We start from the raw sequence: 19,218 nt of genomic DNA, 5'->3' as shown, positions 1-19,218 counted from the left end.
ATGACGGTTTCGGTCAGTCGCCCGGTCGCGCTGGATCTCGCCGCGATCCGAGCCGATTTCCCGATCTTGAGGCGTGTCATGCGGGGCGGAAACCAGCTGGCGTACTTGGACTCCGGTGCCACGTCGCAGCGGCCGATTCAGGTCCTCGATGCCGAACGCGAGTTCCTCACTACCTTCAACGGCGCGGTGCACCGCGGCGCGCACCAGCTGATGGAGGAGTCCACCGACGCCTACGAGCAGGGCCGTGCCGATATCGCCGCATTTGTCGGCGCCGACACCGACGAGCTGGTGTTCACCAAGAACGCCACCGAATCGCTCAACCTGGTGTCCTATGTGTTGGGGGACAACCGATTCGAGCGTGCCGTCGGCCCGGGCGACGTCATCGTCGCCACCGAGCTCGAACACCACGCCAACCTGATCCCATGGCAGGAGCTGGCCCGGCGCACCGGCGCCACGCTGCGCTGGTACGGCGTGACCGATGGGGAAAAGGAAGCAGGTCGTATCGACCTTGATTCGCTGCAACTCGACGAGCGGGTCAAAGTCGTTGCTTTCAGCCATCATTCGAATGTGACCGGAGCGGTGGCCCCGGTCGCCGAATTGGTCGCGCGGGCCAAGGCCGTGGGCGCGTTGACGGTGCTGGATGCCTGCCAGTCGGTGCCACACCAGCCGGTCGACTTCCACGCGCTCGGCGTCGACTTCGCCGCCTTCTCCGGGCATAAGATGTTGGGCCCCAACGGGATCGGTGTCCTCTACGGGCGACGTGAGCTGTTGTCGTCGATGCCGCCGTTCCTCACCGGCGGGTCGATGATCGAGACGGTGACCATGGCGGCCACCACCTACGCGCCAGCGCCGCAACGGTTCGAGGCCGGCACCCCGATGACCTCGCAGGTGGTCGGGCTGGCCGCGGCCGCCCGCTATCTCGGCGCTATCGGCATGGGTGTCGTCGAAGCCCACGAACGCGAGTTGGTGGCCGCCGCGATCGAAGGCCTTTCTGGTATCCACGGCGTGCGGGTGATCGGTCCGAAGTCAATGGAAAACCGTGGCTCGCCGGTGTCGTTCATCGTCGACGGCGTGCATGCCCACGATGTCGGTCAGGTCCTCGACGACGACGGGGTGGCCGTCCGGGTCGGGCATCACTGCGCATTGCCGCTGCACCGCCGATTCGGCCTCGCCGCCACCGCGCGCGCGTCGTTCGCGGTCTACAACACCCACGAGGAAGTCGACCGGCTGGTGGCTGGCGTGCGGCATGCCCTCGATTTCTTCGGCGGAGCGTGAGTCGCGGTGCGCCTCGAGCAGATCTACCAAGACGTGATCCTCGATCACTACAAGCACCCGCAGCACCGTGGGCTGCGGGAGCCGTTCGGCGCGCAGGTGCACCACGTCAACCCGGTGTGCGGTGACGAGGTCACGCTGCGGGTGGCGTTGTCGGACAACGGTGAGCGCATCGTCGACATCTCCTACGACGGGCAGGGCTGCTCGATCAGCCAGGCAGCCACGTCGGTGCTGACCGAGCAGGTGATCGGGCAAAGTGTTGGGCAGGCGTTGAAGACGGTGACTGCCTTCAGCGAGATGGTGTCGTCTCGCGGAACGGTGGCTGGTGACGAGGATGTCTTGGGCGACGGCATCGCGTTTGCCGGCGTCGCGAAGTATCCGGCCCGGGTCAAATGCGCGCTGCTCGGCTGGATGGCGTTTAAAGACGCGCTGGCGCAAGCGATTGAAGATGTCGAGGAGGTTAAGGATGAGCGAAATCACCTCGCCGGATAACGAGCTGCTCGGCGACATCGAAGAGGCGATGCACGACGTCGTCGACCCCGAACTGGGTATCAACGTGGTCGACCTGGGATTGGTCTATGGGCTGAATCTCGAAGAGGGAGACGAGGGGACCGTCGCGCTGATCGACATGACGCTGACGTCACCGGCGTGCCCGTTGACCGACGTCATCGAAGATCAGTCGCGTAGCGCGCTGGTCGGCGCCGGTCTAGTCGACGAGCTGCGCATCAACTGGGTCTGGAACCCACCCTGGGGCCCGGACAAGATCACCGACGACGGCCGCGATCAACTCCGCGCCCTGGGCTTCACGGTCTGAGTGCCCCGCGCCGGCGATGTTACGACCGGCGCTGTGGGGTTGCGGTCCGACCAGGCCTGGCTACCATCATGGTTGTGAGCGATGCCATACGCCGCGGGGCCAAGGAGCAGGCCGCCAGCGCCGAGCCGCATGTAGTCGTGATGTTCGGCGCCACAGGCGATTTAGCACGGCGGAAGCTGCTGCCCGGCCTTCTCCACCTTTCCGGTTCCAACCTGGCCCCCGAGATCCGCATCATCGGCACGTCGCTCGATGAGATCGACAGCGAGACTTTCCGCAAGCTGGCCCTCAAGGCCTGCCACGAATTCTGCCGCCACGACATTTCTGATGAGCATTACGACGAGTTCGCCAACAACTTGACCTACGTGCCACAGCAAGCCGGACCCGAAGCGCTGGCCAGCGCCGTGGTCGAGCAGGTCGCGGCGCTCGGTGGTGAGGCCCACCTGCTGCACTACTTGAGCATCCCCCCGGCGGCGGTGATGCACGTCATGGAAACGCTGCACAAGGCGGATTTGGTGCAGAACTCCCGGGTCGTCATGGAAAAGCCGTTCGGCGTCGACCTGGCCAGCGCGCGGGAACTGAACAAGGCAATTCATGAGCGGTTCGAGGAAGAGCAGATCTTCCGGATCGATCACTTCCTCGGTAAGGAGGCCGCGCAGAACATCCTCGCGTTCCGGTTCGCGAACGGACTGTTCGAGCCGATTTGGAATCGAAATTTCATCGACCACATCCAGATCGACGTGCCCGAGAGGCTCACCTGTGAGAGCCGCGCGCAGTTTTACGACGCCGTCGGGGCGTTCAAGGACATGGTGGTCACCCACTTGTTCCAGATTTTGGCTTTCGTCGCGATGGAACCGCCCACCGAGCTCGCTCCGGATGCGATCGGCGACGAGAAGAACAAGGTATTCCGTTCGATGCGCCCGCTTGATCCAAGCGAGGTGGTGCGCGGGCAGTACCGGGGTTACCGCGACGAGCCCGGGGTGCCTGCGGAGTCGGATACCGAAACGTTCGTCGCGCTCAAATGCGAGATCGACAACTGGCGCTGGGCGGGTGTCCCGTTCTTCCTGCGCACCGGCAAGGGCATGGCTGAGGGACAGCGCATTATCTCAATCGCATTCCACGAGCCGCCGCGGAGCATGTTTCCGCCCGGATCTGGTGTGGGACAAAAGGGTCCGGATCACCTGACTTTCGATCTGGCCGATGTGTCCAAGATGTCGCTGTCGTTTTACGGCAAGCGGCCCGGACCGGGAATGAAGCTGGACAAGCTCAGCCTGCAGTTCACCATGGAAGATACCGGCCATGCCGGCGATGTGCTCGAGGCCTACGAACGTCTGATTCTTGACGCGATGCGCGGCGATCGGACGCTGTACAACACCGCAGAGGGGATCGAGCGGCTCTGGGAGATCTCGGCGCCTTTGCTCGACGATCCGCCGCCGGTGCGCAGCTACGACCTCGACTCGTGGGGCCCCAACGCGGTCCATCCGTTGATTGCCCCACGAGCGTGGCGGCTGCCGTTCGAACGCGGTTGGCGCGGCAAGAATTAACTAGTGTTGGTGGTGCCTGCCGCCAGGCTGCGGGCACGTGCCGTTATCAGCCGCTTGAACGCTGATCGCCGTCGCCTGCAGCGTTCCGCTGTCGTCTTTTGTCCCTCGCGCTGCGACGCACTTGCCTTGGGCCAGCGCTTGCGCGTCGGTGGCGGCCTGCTTGGTGTAGGTGGTCGTATCGGTGACAGTCACGCTGGACGGAGAACTGTTGCCGTTGGCATCGGTGCCGTTGACGGTGATGGTATTCCCCGCGACGGAGGCAACTGTGCCATTTACCAAGTGATGCTTTGCAGTCCCCCCGGCTGGGTGTTTGGGCTCCGGGCACTTGCCGTCGACGGCCGGGCTGACTCGCACGAATTGGGCAGTGATCGCGCCGCCGTTGTCCGCGCTATCCGGGGTGGGACGCACAACAACGCAACTGCCGGCGGTGACGTCGGTCAGCTCCGCGGGAGTGAGCTCGGTGATCTTCGTCGACGGCGTGAAGTCGACGGTGGCGTTTCCGGCCTGCTGGGTGACCTGAATCGCGTCGCCCGACACCGAAGCGATCATCCCGCTGACCCAGGCCTTGCCGTTGGCGGCAGCTGAGGGTGACGACGTCGCAGCGGAGCTTGTCGGACTCGCCGCAGTGGAGGGCTTCGTAGTATTCGACGCACCGCACGCGGCCAAGGACAGCGCGGTTGCGCCGGCCAGCGTGAGGATCGCCGATCGGGTGAGTCGCGCGGGCGGGGAAGTGACAGACATTGAGAGTCCTTTCAGATCGTCGGCCGCTGGGCGCCGGCCGGCCAAGCAACGTTTTTCACGATTAGTGGCGCAGCTATGTGCCCGCTGGCGGGCGGTTATGAGCTAGCTGTGTATTCGGGCAAGCCGCGCCATAACTCGCTAGAACGCCGCCTCGGGAAGCCGCATGATGCCATCGTCGATGGCGTCCACAATGCCGCGCAATGCGGTGAGATTTGGCAGCATGTTCTTGGCGAAGAATCGCGCGGTGGCGATCTTGCCCTGATAGAACGCTTCTTCGTTCGTCGACGCGGTGGCCAGGGCCGCTTGCGCGACGTCGGCTTGCACCAACAGCCGCCAACCGATGAGCAAGTCGCCGACGGCCAGCAGGAATCGCACCGCAGCAAGACCGACTTTGTATATCTCCGTTGGGCTTTCCGCGGCGGCCATCAGGTATCCAGTCAGTGTGGCGGTGATCGCCCGGACGTCGTCGAGCGCGGTACGCAGCAGCTCGGCATGTTGCCGTAGGGCTTCATCACAGGTATCGATGGTGCGACTGATCTGCGACGCCACATGCTCAAGGGCTTGGCCTCGGTCGCGAATGATCTTGCGGAAGAAGAAGTCCAGCGCCTGGATTGCGGTGGTGCCCTCGTAGAGGGAATCGATCTTGGCGTCACGGATGTACTGCTCGATGGGGTAGTCGGTCAAAAAGCCGGACCCGCCCAGCGTTTGCAGAGACTCGGTCAGGAGCTCGTAAGCCCGTTCCGAGCTGACTCCCTTGACCACCGGGAGCAACAGATCGTTGATGCGGTGCGCCATCTCCGCGTCTGCGCCTGAAACCTGTTGTGCAACAGAGTCGTCCTGGTGCGCCGCGGCATACAAGTAGAGCGCTCGCAAACCTTCGGCGTAGGCCTTCTGCGTGATCAGGCTGCGGCGCACATCCGGATGGTGCATGATCGTGACGCGCGGCGCGGTCTTGTCGGTCATCGTGGTCAGATCCGCGCCCTGCACCCGCTGCTTGGCGAATGCCAACGCGTTGAGATACCCAGTGGACAGCGTGCCGGCGGCCTTGACACCAACCGTCATGCGTGCGTGCTCGATGACAGTGAACATCTGCGCGATCCCGTTGTGCACGTCGCCGACCAGATAGCCGACCGCGGGCAGTCCATGGGCGCCGAAGGTCAACTCGCAGGTCGGGGAGGCCTTGAGGCCCATCTTGTGTTCCAGCCCGGTGGCGAAAACCCCATTGCGCGAACCGAGTTCGAAAGTCTCTGGGTCGAAGAGGTATTTCGGTACGTAGAACAAGCTCAAACCTTTGGTACCCGGACCGGCGCCCTCGGGCCGGGCCAGCACGAGATGGAAGATGTTCTCGGCGGTATCGCCCACGTCGCCGCCGGAGATGAAACACTTGACGCCCTCGATGTGCCAGCTACCGTCCGGTTGCTCGATGGCCTTCGTTCGGCCGGCGCCGACATCGGAACCGGCATCGGCCTCGGTCAACACCATGGTGGCCGCCCAACCCCGTTCCACGGCCATCGCCGCCCACTGCTTCTGCTGTCGGTTGCCCTCGACGTAGAGCGCGTTGGCCATCGCCGGGCCCATGCTGTAGAAGAAGCCTGCAGCCGGATTGGCGCAGTGCAGCATCTCGTTGATCGCCCACGTCACAGGACCCGGCGCGGACACGCCGCCGATCTCTTCGGCAAGACCGATGCGGCACCACTCGGCGTCTTTGACCGCCTGTACCGATTTGGCCAACTCGGCGGACACCGAGATGGTGTGACGGTCTGGCTCGAAGACCGGTGGGTTGCGGTCGGCGTCGGCGAACGACTCGGCAATCGGGCCTTCGGCCAACCGGGCGACTTCGTTGAGCATCGTGCGGACCGTGTTGACGTCGAGGTCGCGATAGCGCCCCGAGCCGAGGACGGTGCCGATACTCAAAACCTCGAACAGGTTGAACTCGAGGTCGCGTAGGTTAGCGATGTAGTGCCCCACCGGTTTTCCTTCTTCTCGTCGACGCCCAGGTGAATGTCGGACGCAGTGTGTCCGAGGCGGGAAGGGGTACGCAACCGTAGCCTACGGCGACGGAGGCGTAACCTACGGCGACGCAACCGTAGGATCCGAGGTCAGCGCGCCGGCGATGTGAGCAGTGCTGTGCGGCAAACGATGTCGGGCTTGCCCGCCCAATGCTCGAGTCGGCCGAATTAGAGTTGTGACATGTTTTGGTTATGCCGAACCTGCGGTGTCGAGCACGACACCGCGTCTGGTGTATGCGCGATTTGCGCGGATGACAGGCAGTGGGTGCCGGCCGAGGGGCAGCAGTGGGCGACCCTGGAGCAGCTGGTCAGCGAAGGGACACGGTCGCAGGTCTCGGTCGTTGAGGACGGACTGGTTGCGATCGGCAGTTCGCCGCCGTTCGGAATCGGACAGTTGGGAAAACTGGTGTGCTCCGAAGCCGGCAACGTGTTGTGGGATCCGTCCGGCTTTGTCGACGACGACGCTGTGGCGGCAGTGGCCGACCGCGGGCCGGTCATCGCGATTGTCGCCAGCCATCCGCACATGTACGGCGCGCAAGTCGAATGGAGCCACCGCTTGGGCGGTGTCCCGGTCTACGTGAACGCAGCGGATGCCGAGTGGGTGATGCGCCCTGACCCGGTGATTCAGCAGTGGTCGGAAACCTTGCAGCTGACTCCGTCGCTGTCCGTGATTCGCGTCGGCGGACATTTCCCCGGTAGCGCTGTCGCCTGCTGGACCGACGGCGCCGCTGGTCGCGGCGTGCTGCTGGCCGGGGACACCATCTTTCCCAACCCGGACCGTCGCACGGTGGCGTTCTTGCGCAGCATCCCGAACCGCCTGCCGCTGTCTGCCGCCGTGGTGCAGCGAATGGCCGGCACCCTCGCCGCGCTGCATTTCGACCGCATCTACGGCCTGTTCATGAACTCCATCGACACTGACGGCCACGTGGCGGTCCAGCAGTCGGCCGACCGGCACGCTGCCTGGGTCCGCGGTGACTACGACCACCTGACCTAGAGACCCGGCCGAAACGCCGGGGAACACAGGGGCAGTTCACGGCGTTGAGCCGGTCGTGACTACCCAAGACCTCACTGCCGAAAAGTTCAACGACACCATCAACGGCAATGACATCGTTCTCGTCGACTTCTGGGCCTCATGGTGCGGGCCGTGCCGCCAGTTCGCGCCCACGTTCGCCGCGTCCGCGGAGAAGCACCCCGACATAGTGCACGCCAAGGTTGACACCGAAGCCGAACAGCAACTCGCAGCCGCTGCCCAGATCCGATCCATCCCCACGCTGATGGCCTTCAAGAAGGGCAAGCTGGTGTTCAACCAGGCCGGGGCCCTGCCACCAGCCGCGCTGGAGGATCTGGTGCAGCAGGTGAAGAACTACGACATCGACGCAGCCATCGCGGCGCAGGAGCGCGACCAGGGCTGATCGCCTCGACACGGTACCGTTCAACGGTGAGTTTGGTCCTCGTTGAACATCCGCGGCCGCAGGTCGCGCTGATCACCCTCAACCGCCCGGAGCGGATGAACTCCATGGCGTTCGACGTAATGGTGCCGCTCAAAGAGGCGCTGGAGAAGATCACCTACGACAACTCGGTGCGGGTGGTCGTGCTGACCGGGGCAGGCCGAGGGTTCTCCTCGGGTGCCGACCACAAGTCGGCCGGGGAGGTGCCGCACGTCGAAGGCCTGACCAGGCCCACCTACGCGCTGCGCTCCATGCAGGTTCTCGACGACGTGATCCTGGCGCTGCGACGGCTGCACCAACCGGTGATCGCCGCGGTCAACGGGGCAGCGATAGGTGGTGGCCTGTGCCTGGCGCTGGCCGCCGACATCCGGGTCGCCTCGAGCGGGGCCTATTTCCGGGCCGCGGGCATCAACAACGGCCTGACCGCCAGCGAGCTGGGTCTCAGCTACTTGTTGCCCCGGGCCATCGGCTCGTCGCGGGCGTTCGAGATCATGTTGACCGGTCGGGACATCGACGCCGAGGAAGCTGAGCGGATCGGGCTGGTCTCGCGGCAGGTCCCGGAAGAACGGCTGCTGGAAACCTGCTACGCGATGGCCGAACGCATCGCCGCGTTCTCGCGGCCGGGAATCGAGTTGACCAAGCGCACACTGTGGAGTGGACTGGACGCGGCTAGCCTGGAAGGGCACATGCAGGCCGAGGGCCTGGGACAGCTCTTCGTTCGTTTGCTCACCACCAACTTCGAAGAGGCGGTTGCCGCGCGTGCCGAGAAACGGCCACCGGTGTTCACCGACGACAAGTAACACACTGAACAAGGAGAGTGACCGTGATCACGGCTACGGACCTCGAGGTCCGCGCTGGCGCGCGCACGTTGCTCTTCGCGGACGGGCCGGCACTGCGGATACAGCCCGGTGACCGCATCGGGCTGGTCGGGCGCAACGGCGCCGGGAAGACCACCACCCTGCGCATCCTCGCGGGGGAGAGCCAGCCGTACGCCGGAACGGTGACGCGCACCGGCGAGATCGGTTATCTGCCGCAGGATCCCAAAGAGGGCGGTCTCGACATCCTGGCCCGCGACCGGGTGCTGTCCGCGCGCGGACTGGACACGCTACTCACCGACCTAGAAAAGCAGCAGGCGCTAATGGCCGAGGTTGCCGACGACGCTGCCCGCGATCGTGCGATCCGCCGCTACGGCCAACTCGAGGAGCGCTTCGCCGCGCTGGGCGGTTACGGCGCCGAAAGTGAGGCCGGCCGGATCTGCGCGAGTCTCGGGTTGCCCGAACGGGTGCTGACCCAGCAGTTGCGTACGCTATCCGGCGGTCAACGCCGCCGCGTCGAGTTGGCGCGAATTCTGTTCGCCGCCGCTGAGGGCGGGGCCACCGGCGCCGGGTCGGCCACCACCTTGCTGCTCGATGAGCCGACCAACCACCTCGACGCCGATTCACTGGGCTGGTTACGGGATTTCTTGCGGAACCACGCCGGCGGTCTGGTGGTCATCAGCCACAACGTCGATCTGTTGGCCGACGTCGTCAACCGGGTCTGGTTTCTCGACGCGGTGCGCGGCGAAGCCGACGTCTACAACATGGGTTGGCAGAAGTATCTCGACGCCCGCGCCACCGACGAGCAGCGGCGCCGCCGAGAACGTGCCAACGCCGAACGCAAGGCCACTGCGTTGCGTGCCCAAGCCGCCAAGCTCGGCGCCAAGGCCACCAAAGCCGTTGCGGCCCAGAACATGCTGCGACGCGCCGACCGAATGATGGCCGCGCTCGACGAAGAGCGGGTGGCCGACAAGGTGGCCCGGATCAAGTTCCCCAGCCCGGCGGCATGCGGGCGCACCCCGTTGGTGGCCACCGGTCTGACCAAGACCTACGGATCGCTGGAAGTGTTCACCGGCGTTGACCTCGCGATCGACCGCGGCTCCCGGGTGGTGGTGCTGGGACTCAATGGCGCGGGCAAGACAACATTGCTGCGGCTGTTGGCCGGCGTCGAGCAACCCGACGCCGGGGCGCTGGAGCCCGGACACGGTTTGAAACTCGGGTATTTTGCGCAGGAGCACGACACCCTCGACGACACTGCGACGGTCTGGCAGAACATCCGGCACGCCGCACCCGATTCCGGTGAGCAAGACCTACGTGGTCTGCTCGGGGCGTTTATGTTCAGCGGCAGCCAGCTCGACCAGTTGGCCAGCACACTGTCCGGCGGGGAGAAGACCCGGCTGGCGCTGGCCGGCCTGGTTGCGTCGACGGCTAATGTGTTGCTGCTCGACGAGCCGACGAACAATCTCGATCCAGCGTCTCGCGAGCAGGTGCTGGACGCACTGCGTAGCTACACCGGTGCGGTGGTGCTGGTGACGCACGACCCCGGCGCCGCCGAAGCGCTCGACCCGCAACGTGTCGTGCTGCTTCCCGACGGCACCGAAGACCATTGGTCTGAGGATTACCGGGACCTGATCGAGTTGGCTTGACCGCCTAAGCAACTCGGCTCAGCGGTGGCGCAGGCGATTTCGTCAAATTGGCCCGCCGTTGACGTCGGCTTTCTACGCTGTGTGCTTGGGGATCCTGTTGAAGCGGGGAGGCGCCGATGAGGAAATCTAAGAAAACGCGCTCGCAGTTACTGGTCGAGTTGCGCAGTGCTTACGAGGGCGGGGCCAGCATTCGTACCCTGGTCGCGTCCACCGGCAGATCGTACGGGTCGATCCACAGCATGCTGCGCGAATCGGGGACCACGATGCGCAGCCGCGGTGGGCCCAACCACCGCACGCGATCTCGGTAATGCGATTAACTTATCGCTGGCGTACCGAACGCTCGACCAGATCGAGGACGGCGCTAAGGCGCTGTGGGTCTTCTCCGGAGGTCACCCGGGCGACTAGCCCGTCGAGAACCAGGTCCAGGTAGCACACCAGTACATCGCTCGGGATGTCGTCGCGCACCCGCCCGGCCCGCTTCTGTCGATGCAGCCGATCGATCGTTGCCGCCGTCAGCTCCGCCGAGCGCTCGGCCCACCCCCGACTGAACGCGGGGTCGTGGCGCAGCTTCCGCGCGATCTCCAATCGGGTGGCGAGCCAGTCGAACTGGTCGGGTGCGGTGAGCATGTCCCGCATCACCTGGATGAGACCTTCCCGCGACGCGACCGCGGCCATCCGCTCGGCATCCTCGCGGGCCAGTTCGAAGAACAACGTGTCTTTGTCGCGGAAGTGGTGGAAGATCGCTCCCCGCGACAACCCGATGGCCTGTTCCAGCCGCCGCACCGTGGCCTGTTCGTAGCCGTATTCGGCAAAGCAGCGACGGGCACCGTCGAGGATCTGACGGCGACGGGCCGCCAGATGGTCCTGGCTGACCTTGGGCACAGGCGTTCCGCTACGTCCGCGCGTGGCGACCCGCTGCGCCCGGCTGCGCCGCGCTTGCGATCGCCACGGTTGTCGCGTGGCGACCCGCTGCGCCCGGCTGCGCCGCGCTTGCGATCGCCACTAGCTCGACCTGAGCATGTTGCGCAGCACGTACTGCAAGATGCCGCCGTTGCGGTAGTAGTCGGCCTCGCCCGGTGTGTCGATTCGGACCACCGCATCGAATTCGATCACGTCCGCGCCTGGCTTGCCGGCCTTGACGTGCACCGTCTTTGGCGTCTTGCCATCGTTGAGCGCCTCGATGCCGGTGATGTCGAATACCTCGGTGCCATCGAGGCCCAGCGACTCGGCGGTCTTGCCTTCGGGGAATTGCAGCGGGATCACACCCATGCCGATCAGGTTGGACCGGTGGATGCGCTCGAACGATTCGGCGATCACCGCGCGCACGCCCAGTAGCCGTGTGCCCTTAGCCGCCCAGTCCCGTGACGAGCCCGAACCGTATTCCTTACCGCCCAGCACGACCAGTGGAATGTCTTTTGCCGCATAGTTTTGCGCGGCGTCGTAGATGAACGCCTGAGGTCCGTCGGGCTGGGTGAAGTCGCGGGTGTACCCACCGGAGACCCCTTCCGCTATGGCGTCAAGCAGGTGGTTGCGGAGCCGGATGTTGGCGAACGTGCCGCGGATCATCACCTCGTGGTTGCCGCGCCGCGACCCAAAGGAGTTGTAATCCTTGCGCTCGACGCCATGCTCGTCGAGATACTGCGCCGCCGGGGTGCCGGGCTTGATGCTGCCCGCCGGCGAAATGTGGTCGGTGGTCACCGAGTCACCGAGCAGGGCCAGCACCCGGGCGCCGCTGATGTCACTGACCGGCTCCGGGTCGGCGGGCATCCCCTCGAAGTACGGCGGCTTGCGCACATAGGTCGAGTCGGCATCCCACTCAAAGGTTTTGCCGCTGGGGGTGGGCAGGTTGCGCCATCGCTCGTCGCCCTTGAACACGTCGGCATAGTTGGTGACGAACATCTCCTGGTTGATCGCCGACGCGATGGTGTCGGACACGTCTTTCTGCGATGGCCAGATGTCGCGTAAGTAGACGTCGTTGCCTTCGTTGTCCTTGCCCAGCGGCTGCGATTCGAAATCGAAGTCCATCGAGCCGGCCAGCGCGTAGGCGACCACCAGCGGCGGCGAGGCCAGGTAGTTCATCTTCACGTCCGGGTTGATGCGGCCCTCGAAATTCCGGTTGCCGGACAGCACCGCCGCGACGGAAAGGTCGTTGTCGTTGACCGCCTTGGAGATCTCCTCGGGCAGCGGACCGGAGTTGCCGATGCAGGTGGTGCAGCCGTAGCCGACAAGGTAGAAGCCGAGCTTCTCCAAATACGGCCATAGCCCGGCCTTTTCGTAGTAGTCGCTGACGACCTGCGAGCCCGGCGCCATCGTGGTCTTCACCCAGGGCTTGGCGGTAAGGCCCTTCTCCACGGCATTGCGCGCCAGCAGCGCCGCGCCCAGCATCACCTCGGGGTTGGACGTGTTGGTGCATGAGGTGACGGCGGCGATCACCACCGCGCCGTGGTCGAGTACGAATTCGCCAAGTTCTTGCGATTTCACGGTCACCGGGTTGCTCACCCGTCCATTGGCATGCTTTGCGGCCGACTCCACCGGTTTGTGGTCGTCAGCATGGCCGTTGCTCAGTGCTCCCGGGTCGCTGGCCGGGAACGTCTCGTCAACCGTCTCGTCCAGCTTCGAGTAGTCCTTCTTGTCCGGGTCGTCGCCAACGTAGGTGGGGATCTGCTCGCGGAACGTGGATTTGGCTTCTGCCAACGCGATTCGATCCTGAGGCCGCTTGGGTCCCGCGATCGATGGCACCACGTCGGCCAGGTTGAGTTCGAGGTACTCGGAGAACTCCGGCTCGTGCTTGGGGTCGTGCCACATGCCCTGCTCTTTGGCGTAGGCCTCGACCAGCGCGAGTTGCTCTTCTTTGCGACCGGTGAACCGCAGGTAATCGATCGTCTCCTGGTCGATGGGGAAAATCGCTGCGGTGGAACCAAATTCGGGACTCATGTTGCCGAGCGTCGCGCGGTTCGCCAGCGGAACTTCTGCCACGCCTTCGCCGTAGAATTCGACGAACTTGCCGACCACGCCGTGCTTGCGCAGTATCTCGGTGACGGTCAGCACGACGTCGGTGGCGGTGACACCGGGCTGGATCTCACCGGTGAGTTTGAAGCCGACCACCCGTGGGATGAGCATCGAGACCGGCTGGCCGAGCATCGCGGCTTCGGCTTCGATTCCGCCGACGCCCCAGCCCAATACGCCCAGGCCGTTGACCATCGTGGTGTGCGAGTCGGTGCCGACACAGGTGTCCGGGTAGGCCACCCCATCGCGCTCCATCACCACATGCGCGAGGTATTCGATGTTGACTTGGTGCACGATGCCGGTGCCCGGCGGCACCACCTTGAAGTCGGCGAAGGCGCCCTGCCCCCACCGCAGGAATTGGTAGCGCTCGCCGTTGCGCTGGTATTCGATCTCGACGTTGCGCTCGAACGCGTCAGCGCGGCCGAAAAGATCCGCGATCACCGAGTGATCGATCACCAGGTCGGCCGGCGCCAGTGGATTGACCTTCTCGGCGTCCCCGCCCAGATCCCCGATGGCCTCACGCATCGTGGCCAAGTCGACGATGCACGGCACGCCGGTGAAGTCCTGCATGACGACGCGGGCGGGCGTGTACTGGATCTCGATGCTGGGATCGGCCTGGGAATCCCAGTTGGCAATCGCCTGGATGTGGTCTCTGGTGATGTTGCTGCCGTCCTCGTTGCGCAGCAGGTTTTCCGCGAGCACCTTGAGGCTGTAGGGGAGTTTCTCCGTGCCCGGCACGGCGTCCAGGCGATAGATCTGATAACTGTTGTCGCCGACCGCCAGGGTGTTGCGCGCTTCGAACGAATTCACCGAATCTTTGCTGGTCACATCAACTCCCGGGATTTAGTTCTGCTCGCCGACGGGCGGTGTCGACGAGACCAGTCTAACAGTACGCTTGTCCTGCATTCCGGCGTACCGCGGCCCGGACCTTTGTCTGGCGGCCGACTGCCGTCATAGCCGACACGGGGCGGTACCGTCTTGAACCGTGACCACCCCGCACGCGCCGCTCTACATCCCGGGCGAGATCTGCGGCACCATCGGTGCCGATCCGGCAACACCGCCCGACCAGTGCCTGGCGATCGTGCAAGAACAGGTCACAGCCAAGAACATCAGCGCGCCAGCAGCCGTCACGCCGGCGCTACTTCAGGTGATCGATCAAGCGCACAACGACGGCATCGATCTCAAGATCGTGGTCCTCGACCGCAACCCCCTGAACGACACGCCGCTTCGCGACATCGCCACCAGGGTGGGCGCCCAACACACCGATGCCACCGTGTTGGTGCTCAGCCCGAACTTCGTCGGCACCTACAGCACACACTTCCCGCGCGCCACCCTGGAGATCGGCGAAGACAACGCCAAGACCGGCAACCCGGTGGTCTCGGCGCAGAACTTTTTGCACCAGCTCAACACGCCGCAGTTTCCCTGGACCGCGTTCACAATCGTGCTTCTTATCGGAGTGCTTGCGGCGGTGATCGGTACCCGCATCATGCAACTGCGCACTAGGCGCTCAGCAACGTCGCCAAATGACGTGGCGGCGACCGCGCAAGAAGCTGGCTAGAGCGTCTAACTCGCCGTATTTGGCTTGTGTCGCATAACGGCGGCACCCGCACCGTCGCTGCGGGCAAATCAGTGATGTCACCGTTCGGTCACAGTTGTCGGAAGAACAGAGTGTAATTTGTTACTAAAGTTTCTTCTGAGTCAGATGTGACATACGGTGCATAAGGATGCTTTTGATTTAAATCGCGCTTCCAGTGGTTGCTGGGGGCGCGAACTACCAGCGCCGTCCGCCCGCGTTGAGCCATAGGAGATCCAAGTCGAATGAGACGCAACTGCCGCGGCTCGTCTGTCCGACTGGCCACCAGGCTCACCCGCCGCATCGCTCCGGCCATGCTCAGCGTGCTGGTGACGCTGTGTATCCCCGGGCTGGCGAATGCCGACCCGGGTGCCGCGCCCGACACCATGGCCAAACTGATCGCCGATGTCGCCCAAGCCAACCAGCGGCTGCAGGACCTCGGCGCGCAAATTCAGACTGAGCAGGAGAGCGTCAACAAGGCTGTGGTCGACGTCGAAACCGCACGCGACAACGCCGCAACCGCACAGCGTGAGGTCGAGACCAGCCAGCAGGCGGTCCGAGATGCCAACGGTGCGATCGCGGCCGCCCAGAAGCGATTCGACCGATTCGCGGTAGCCAGTTACGTCAACGGTCCCTCCGACAGCTACCTCAAGGCGGCCAGTCCCGACGACATCATCGCGACCGCGGCCGCCGGCCAGACCCTGGCCGCCAGTTCTCGGCAGGTGATGGACAACTTGCAACGAGCTCGTACTGAGCAAGTGAACAAGGAATCGGCGGCCCGGTTGGCCAAGCAGAAAGCGGACAAGGCCGTTGCCGACGCCCAATCCAGCCAGAACGCCGCGGTGGCCGCATTGGTCGACGTGCACCGCAAGTTCAGCGAACAGCAGCAAGAAGTCAATCGCCTGGCCGACGAGCGTAACGCGGCCCAGGCCAGACTCGACGCCGCCCGCAATTGGTCGGCATCCGCAGGCGGACCGGGTGCCAGGGGCCAGGCGGCCCCAGCATCAGGGTCCTCCGGTGATCGGTGGGATCCGGCGGCGCCGGGTCTGCCCAGCCGGCCGCAGGGCAATGGCGGCAATTGGAGCGGCGAATGGGATCCCACGCTGCCGATGGTGCCCAGCGCCAACGTCCTGGGCGACCCCATTGCGATCCTGAACAAGGTTCTGGGGTTTTCGGCGACCTCGTCGGAGGTCACCGCCAACATGGGCCGCAGCTTCCTGCAGCACATGGGGCTGGCCCCCACACCCACCGGCTTCACCAACGGCCGGATTCCGCGGGTGTACGGACGGCAGGCATCCGAGTATGTGATTCGCCGCGGGCTCTCGCAGTTGGGCGTGCCGTATTCGTGGGGAGGCGGCAATGCGGGCGGACCGAGTAACGGCATCGGATCCGGTTCCGACACAGTCGGTTTCGACTGCTCCGGGCTAGTACTGTACTCGTTCGCCGGGGTGGGGATCAAGTTGCCGCACTACTCGGGTTCGCAGTACAACTTGGGCCGCAAGATCCCGTCTTCGCAGATGCGCCGCGGCGACGTGATTTTCTACGGCCCCGGCGGCAGCCAGCACGTGACGATCTATCTCGGTCAGGGTCAGATGCTCGAGGCGCCCGACGTCGGGTTGAAGGTCCGGGTCGCACCGGTTCGCACCAGCGGCATGACGCCCTACGTGGTCCGCTACATCGAGTACTGACGCGTGAAAGGACCTATGCGCCGCTGGTTTATGAACGGCAAGGGGTTTCGCCGGGCCAGGGTGGTCTGGCCAATGCTGGCTGCGTTCGGTCTGCTGATCGGTCTGGCCGGTCCCGCCGATGCGGAGGACGGCGCGTGGGACCCCACCTTGCCGCCGGTGGTCAGCGCGGGCGCGCCGGGAGACCCGGTTGCCATCGCCAACGCTTCGCTACAGGCCACCGCCAACGCCACCCAGACCACGCTTGATCTAGGCCGGCAGTTTCTCGGCGGGCTCGGACTCAACCTGGGTGGCAATAACACCCGTCCCAGCGGGGTTCCCCGGGTGTATGGGCGGCAGGCGGTCGAGTACGTGATCCGCCGCGGATCCTCACAGATGGGGGTGCCGTATGCGTGGGGTGGCGGCACGCTGAACGGACCCAGCCGAGGCGTGGACTCCGGCGCCGACACCGTCGGCTTCGACTGCTCGGGGTTAGTCCGTTACAGCTTCGCCGGGGTGGGCGTGCTGATCCCGAGGTTCTCGGGTGACCAGTACAACGCCGGTCGCCACATTCCGCCGTCACAGGCCAAGCGCGGCGACCTCATCTTCTATGGCCCGGGCGGCAGCCAGCACGTCACTATCTATCTGGGCAATGGCCAGATGCTGGAGGCGTCCAGCCTTGCCGGCAAAGTCACCGTCAGCCCGGTGCGAAAGGCCGGGATGACGCCGTTCTTGACCCGGAACATTGAATACTGACGCGTTTGTGGTGTGCTTCAGCGAATGGTCACGTCGACGGAACCCGGGTGGCCTGGAATAGTTGAACGAGGGCACGCCGCTGCCCCGCGACGTTCGTCGTGCAAGCAGTCGTGTCTGATCGAGCGTGGAGGTTGAACCGTGGAGGGTAATCGATGACATCAACAGGCGGGCCGCCCCCGGGCGCCAGCGGTTACTCGAGTCCGGGCGGGCCCTCGACGGCCCCGGCGCATGCGGCGCCGTCCGGCGGCGGCAATGGGCTGGCTGCCGAGGTGCACACCCTGGAACGAGCCATCTTCGAAGTCAAGCGGATCATCGTGGGGCAAGACCAGCTCGTGGAGCGGATGTTGGTCGGCCTGCTGTCCAAGGGCCATGTGCTGCTCGAGGGTGTGCCCGGCGTGGCCAAGACGCTGGCCGTCGAGACTTTCGCGCGAGTGGTCGGCGGAACGTTCGCGCGTATCCAGTTCACGCCCGACCTTGTGCCCACCGACATCATCGGTACCCGCATCTACCGGCAAGGCAAGGAGGAGTTCGACACCGAGCTCGGCCCGGTGGTGGTCAACTTCCTGCTCGCCGACGAGATCAACCGGGCCCCGGCGAAGGTGCAGTCGGCACTGCTGGAGGTCATGCAAGAGCGCCACGTCTCTATCGGCGGCAAGACCTTCCCGCTGCCCAACCCGTTCCTGGTGATGGCGACGCAGAACCCGATCGAGCATGAGGGCGTCTACCCGCTGCCGGAGGCTCAGCGGGACCGCTTCCTGTTCAAGATCAACGTCGGCTATCCCTCGCCAGAAGAGGAGCGGGAGATTATCTACCGGATGGGCGTGACGCCACCGCAGCCCAAGCAGATCCTGAACACCGGTGACCTGCTGCGGCTACAGGAGATTGCCGCGAACAACTTCGTTCACCACGCGCTGGTCGACTATGTGGTGCGCGTCGTGATGGCCACCCGTTACCCTGAGCAGCTCGGGATGAACGACGTCAAGAGCTGGGTCTCGTTCGGTGCGTCGCCGCGCGCCTCGCTGGGCATCATCGCCGGTGCGCGCTCGCTGGCTTTAGTGCGCGGCCGCGACTATGTGATCCCGCAAGACATCGTTGAGGTCATTCCCGACGTGCTGCGGCATCGGTTGGTGCTTACCTATGACGCGCTCGCCGACGATATCTCGCCGGAGATCGTCATCAACCGGGTGCTGCAGACCGTCGCCATGCCACAGGTGAATGCCGTTCCGCAACAGGGTCATTCGGTGCCCCCGGTGATGCAGACCGTGGCGGCTAGCGGTCGGTGACCGATGCAAATTCCGCCGCGGCGAAGCCGGCGGTGCTCCATCCGCCCTCGTTCCAGCGCGGGCAGATCGACGACCCGAAGCTGTCGGCGGCGCTAAAGACACTTGAGCTCACGGTCAAACGCAAGCTCGACGGGGTCCTGCATGGCGACCATCTCGGCCTGATCCCAGGTCCTGGTTCCGAGCCGGGCGAGTCGCGCGAGTATCAGCCTGGTGACGACGTCCGCCGGATGGACTGGGCGGTCACCGCGCGCACCACCCACCCGCATGTTCGGCAGATGATTGCCGACCGCGAATTGGAGACCTGGATGGTGGTCGACATGTCGGCCAGCTTGGACTTCGGCACCACGGTCTGCGAGAAACGTGACCTGGCGGTGGCGGCCGCGGCCGCGATCACGTACCTCAACAGCGGTGGCGGAAACCGGATCGGCGCGCTGATCGCCAACGGCGCAACGATGACCCGGGTACCGGCACGCTCTGGACGCCAGCATGAGCAGACGCTGTTGCGCACCATCGCCACCGCTCCCAAAGCGCCGACGGGGGTGCGCGGGGATTTGGCGACGGCTATCGACGCGTTGCGCCGTCCCGAACGCCGCCGCGGAATGGCGGTGATCATCAGCGACTTCCTCGGCCCGATCAACTGGATGCGTCCG

18 protein-coding genes and 1 pseudogene are annotated in these 19,218 nt (G+C 64.9%); 14 read left to right on the top strand and 5 right to left on the bottom strand.

What is annotated here, in order from left to right:
- The 4 genes from VEI45_RS04695 (at position 1) to zwf (ending at position 3,627) form a co-directional block, all read left to right on the top strand.
- Positions 1 to 1,275: a cysteine desulfurase gene (locus tag VEI45_RS04695; RefSeq protein WP_324850594.1), complete on the top strand. Its 1,275-nt coding sequence runs from the start codon at positions 1 to 3 to the stop codon at positions 1,273 to 1,275.
- 6 nt (positions 1,276 to 1,281) lie between these two features.
- Complete coding sequence (gene sufU / locus VEI45_RS04690) at positions 1,282 to 1,764, top strand: Fe-S cluster assembly sulfur transfer protein SufU (protein WP_324850592.1); 483 nt, start codon at positions 1,282 to 1,284, stop codon at positions 1,762 to 1,764.
- On the top strand, positions 1,739 to 2,086 hold the full coding sequence (locus tag VEI45_RS04685) for a metal-sulfur cluster assembly factor (protein WP_324850590.1): 348 nt from the start codon (positions 1,739 to 1,741) through the stop codon (positions 2,084 to 2,086). Before sufU ends, VEI45_RS04685 begins: the two co-directional genes overlap by 26 nt.
- 68 nt (positions 2,087 to 2,154) lie before the next feature.
- Positions 2,155 to 3,627: a glucose-6-phosphate dehydrogenase gene (gene zwf / locus VEI45_RS04680; RefSeq protein WP_414687396.1), complete on the top strand. Its 1,473-nt coding sequence runs from the start codon at positions 2,155 to 2,157 to the stop codon at positions 3,625 to 3,627.
- Here zwf and VEI45_RS04675 read toward each other — a convergent pair whose 3' ends face one another.
- Both VEI45_RS04675 and VEI45_RS04670 read right to left on the bottom strand, forming a co-directional pair.
- Entirely contained in the window at positions 3,628 to 4,368 is a 741-nt protein-coding gene (locus VEI45_RS04675; RefSeq protein WP_324850586.1) for a DUF5666 domain-containing protein, read from the bottom strand.
- A 138-nt stretch (positions 4,369 to 4,506) separates the two neighbouring features.
- Positions 4,507 to 6,336, bottom strand: a complete 1,830-nt coding sequence (locus tag VEI45_RS04670; protein WP_324850584.1) for an acyl-CoA dehydrogenase — start codon at positions 6,334 to 6,336, stop codon at positions 4,507 to 4,509.
- A gap of 222 nt (positions 6,337 to 6,558) precedes the next feature.
- Between VEI45_RS04670 and VEI45_RS04665 the strand changes: the two genes are divergently transcribed.
- The 5 genes from VEI45_RS04665 to VEI45_RS04645 all read left to right on the top strand — a co-directional run bounded on the left by VEI45_RS04665 (position 6,559) and on the right by VEI45_RS04645 (position 10,594).
- The gene (locus VEI45_RS04665) at positions 6,559 to 7,371 is read left to right on the top strand and encodes an MBL fold metallo-hydrolase (RefSeq protein WP_324850583.1); all 813 of its coding nucleotides are present in this window, start codon (positions 6,559 to 6,561) and stop codon (positions 7,369 to 7,371) included.
- 55 nt (positions 7,372 to 7,426) lie between these two features.
- Positions 7,427 to 7,789: a thioredoxin gene (trxA, locus tag VEI45_RS04660; RefSeq protein WP_324850581.1), complete on the top strand. Its 363-nt coding sequence runs from the start codon at positions 7,427 to 7,429 to the stop codon at positions 7,787 to 7,789.
- Positions 7,786 to 8,625 (top strand): enoyl-CoA hydratase, encoded by an 840-nt coding sequence (locus VEI45_RS04655; protein WP_324850619.1) that lies wholly within the window; start codon positions 7,786 to 7,788, stop codon positions 8,623 to 8,625. The genes trxA and VEI45_RS04655 overlap by 4 nt, the downstream gene beginning before the upstream one ends.
- Before the next feature lie 23 nt (positions 8,626 to 8,648).
- Positions 8,649 to 10,286, top strand: a complete 1,638-nt coding sequence (locus tag VEI45_RS04650) for an ABC-F family ATP-binding cassette domain-containing protein (protein ID WP_324850580.1) — start codon at positions 8,649 to 8,651, stop codon at positions 10,284 to 10,286.
- A gap of 116 nt (positions 10,287 to 10,402) precedes the next feature.
- Positions 10,403 to 10,594: a helix-turn-helix domain-containing protein gene (locus tag VEI45_RS04645; RefSeq protein WP_324850578.1), complete on the top strand. Its 192-nt coding sequence runs from the start codon at positions 10,403 to 10,405 to the stop codon at positions 10,592 to 10,594.
- A 10-nt stretch (positions 10,595 to 10,604) separates the two neighbouring features.
- On the opposite strand, the gene VEI45_RS04640 is transcribed toward VEI45_RS04645, so the two are convergent.
- The 3 genes and pseudogenes from VEI45_RS04640 to acnA all read right to left on the bottom strand — a co-directional run bounded on the left by VEI45_RS04640 (position 10,605) and on the right by acnA (position 14,120).
- Positions 10,605 to 11,168: a TetR/AcrR family transcriptional regulator gene (locus VEI45_RS04640; protein WP_324850576.1), complete on the bottom strand. Its 564-nt coding sequence runs from the start codon at positions 11,166 to 11,168 to the stop codon at positions 10,605 to 10,607.
- A 19-nt stretch (positions 11,169 to 11,187) separates the two neighbouring features.
- Positions 11,188 to 11,289: pseudogene (locus tag VEI45_RS26420) on the bottom strand (2-isopropylmalate synthase); the annotation flags it as partial.
- Positions 11,289 to 14,120 carry an aconitate hydratase AcnA gene (gene acnA, locus VEI45_RS04635; RefSeq protein WP_324850574.1) on the bottom strand — a complete coding sequence of 944 codons (2,832 nt, stop codon included), beginning with the start codon at positions 14,118 to 14,120 and terminating at the stop codon, positions 11,289 to 11,291. The pseudogene VEI45_RS26420 and the gene acnA, both read right to left, overlap by 1 nt.
- Positions 14,121 to 14,277: 157 nt before the next feature.
- Here acnA and VEI45_RS04630 point away from each other — a divergent pair, with 157 nt between their 5' ends.
- From VEI45_RS04630 to VEI45_RS04610, 5 genes are all read left to right on the top strand, one after another.
- Positions 14,278 to 14,850, top strand: coding sequence for a DUF6676 family protein (locus tag VEI45_RS04630; protein ID WP_414687395.1), 573 nt, complete (start codon positions 14,278 to 14,280; stop codon positions 14,848 to 14,850).
- A gap of 260 nt (positions 14,851 to 15,110) precedes the next feature.
- Positions 15,111 to 16,553 (top strand): NlpC/P60 family peptidoglycan endopeptidase RipA, encoded by a 1,443-nt coding sequence (gene ripA, locus VEI45_RS04625; protein ID WP_324850572.1) that lies wholly within the window; start codon positions 15,111 to 15,113, stop codon positions 16,551 to 16,553.
- A gap of 30 nt (positions 16,554 to 16,583) precedes the next feature.
- A complete protein-coding gene (gene ripB, locus VEI45_RS04620; RefSeq protein ID WP_324850615.1) occupies positions 16,584 to 17,285 on the top strand; it encodes an NlpC/P60 family peptidoglycan endopeptidase RipB in 702 nt (233 codons plus the stop codon).
- A 152-nt stretch (positions 17,286 to 17,437) separates the two neighbouring features.
- Positions 17,438 to 18,568 carry a MoxR family ATPase gene (locus VEI45_RS04615; RefSeq protein ID WP_324850570.1) on the top strand — a complete coding sequence of 377 codons (1,131 nt, stop codon included), beginning with the start codon at positions 17,438 to 17,440 and terminating at the stop codon, positions 18,566 to 18,568.
- The coding region (locus VEI45_RS04610; RefSeq protein ID WP_324850568.1) for a DUF58 domain-containing protein at positions 18,565 to 19,218 on the top strand (654 nt) is incomplete at its 3' end. The genes VEI45_RS04615 and VEI45_RS04610, both read left to right, overlap by 4 nt.

Origin of the sequence: Mycobacterium sp. (assembly GCF_035623875.1) — a bacterium.
Taxonomy (GTDB): domain Bacteria; phylum Actinomycetota; class Actinomycetes; order Mycobacteriales; family Mycobacteriaceae; genus Mycobacterium.
The sequence above is the reverse complement of the archived record's forward strand: the minus strand, read 5'-3'. Positions and strand labels throughout refer to the sequence as shown.

Coding starts and splice junctions, on each gene's coding strand:
- ripB (WP_324850615.1), top strand. CDS start 16,584: ATGAACGGCAAGGGGTTTCGCCGGGCCAGGGTGGTCTGGCCAATGCTG.
- VEI45_RS04645 (WP_324850578.1), top strand. CDS start 10,403: ATGAGGAAATCTAAGAAAACGCGCTCGCAGTTACTGGTCGAGTTGCGC.
- VEI45_RS04695 (WP_324850594.1), top strand. CDS start 1: ATGACGGTTTCGGTCAGTCGCCCGGTCGCGCTGGATCTCGCCGCGATC.
- ripA (WP_324850572.1), top strand. CDS start 15,111: ATGAGACGCAACTGCCGCGGCTCGTCTGTCCGACTGGCCACCAGGCTC.
- VEI45_RS04685 (WP_324850590.1), top strand. CDS start 1,739: ATGAGCGAAATCACCTCGCCGGATAACGAGCTGCTCGGCGACATCGAA.
- VEI45_RS04675 (WP_324850586.1), bottom strand. CDS start 4,368: ATGTCTGTCACTTCCCCGCCCGCGCGACTCACCCGATCGGCGATCCTC.
- VEI45_RS04615 (WP_324850570.1), top strand. CDS start 17,438: ATGACATCAACAGGCGGGCCGCCCCCGGGCGCCAGCGGTTACTCGAGT.
- VEI45_RS04665 (WP_324850583.1), top strand. CDS start 6,559: ATGTTTTGGTTATGCCGAACCTGCGGTGTCGAGCACGACACCGCGTCT.
- zwf (WP_414687396.1), top strand. CDS start 2,155: ATGGTTGTGAGCGATGCCATACGCCGCGGGGCCAAGGAGCAGGCCGCC.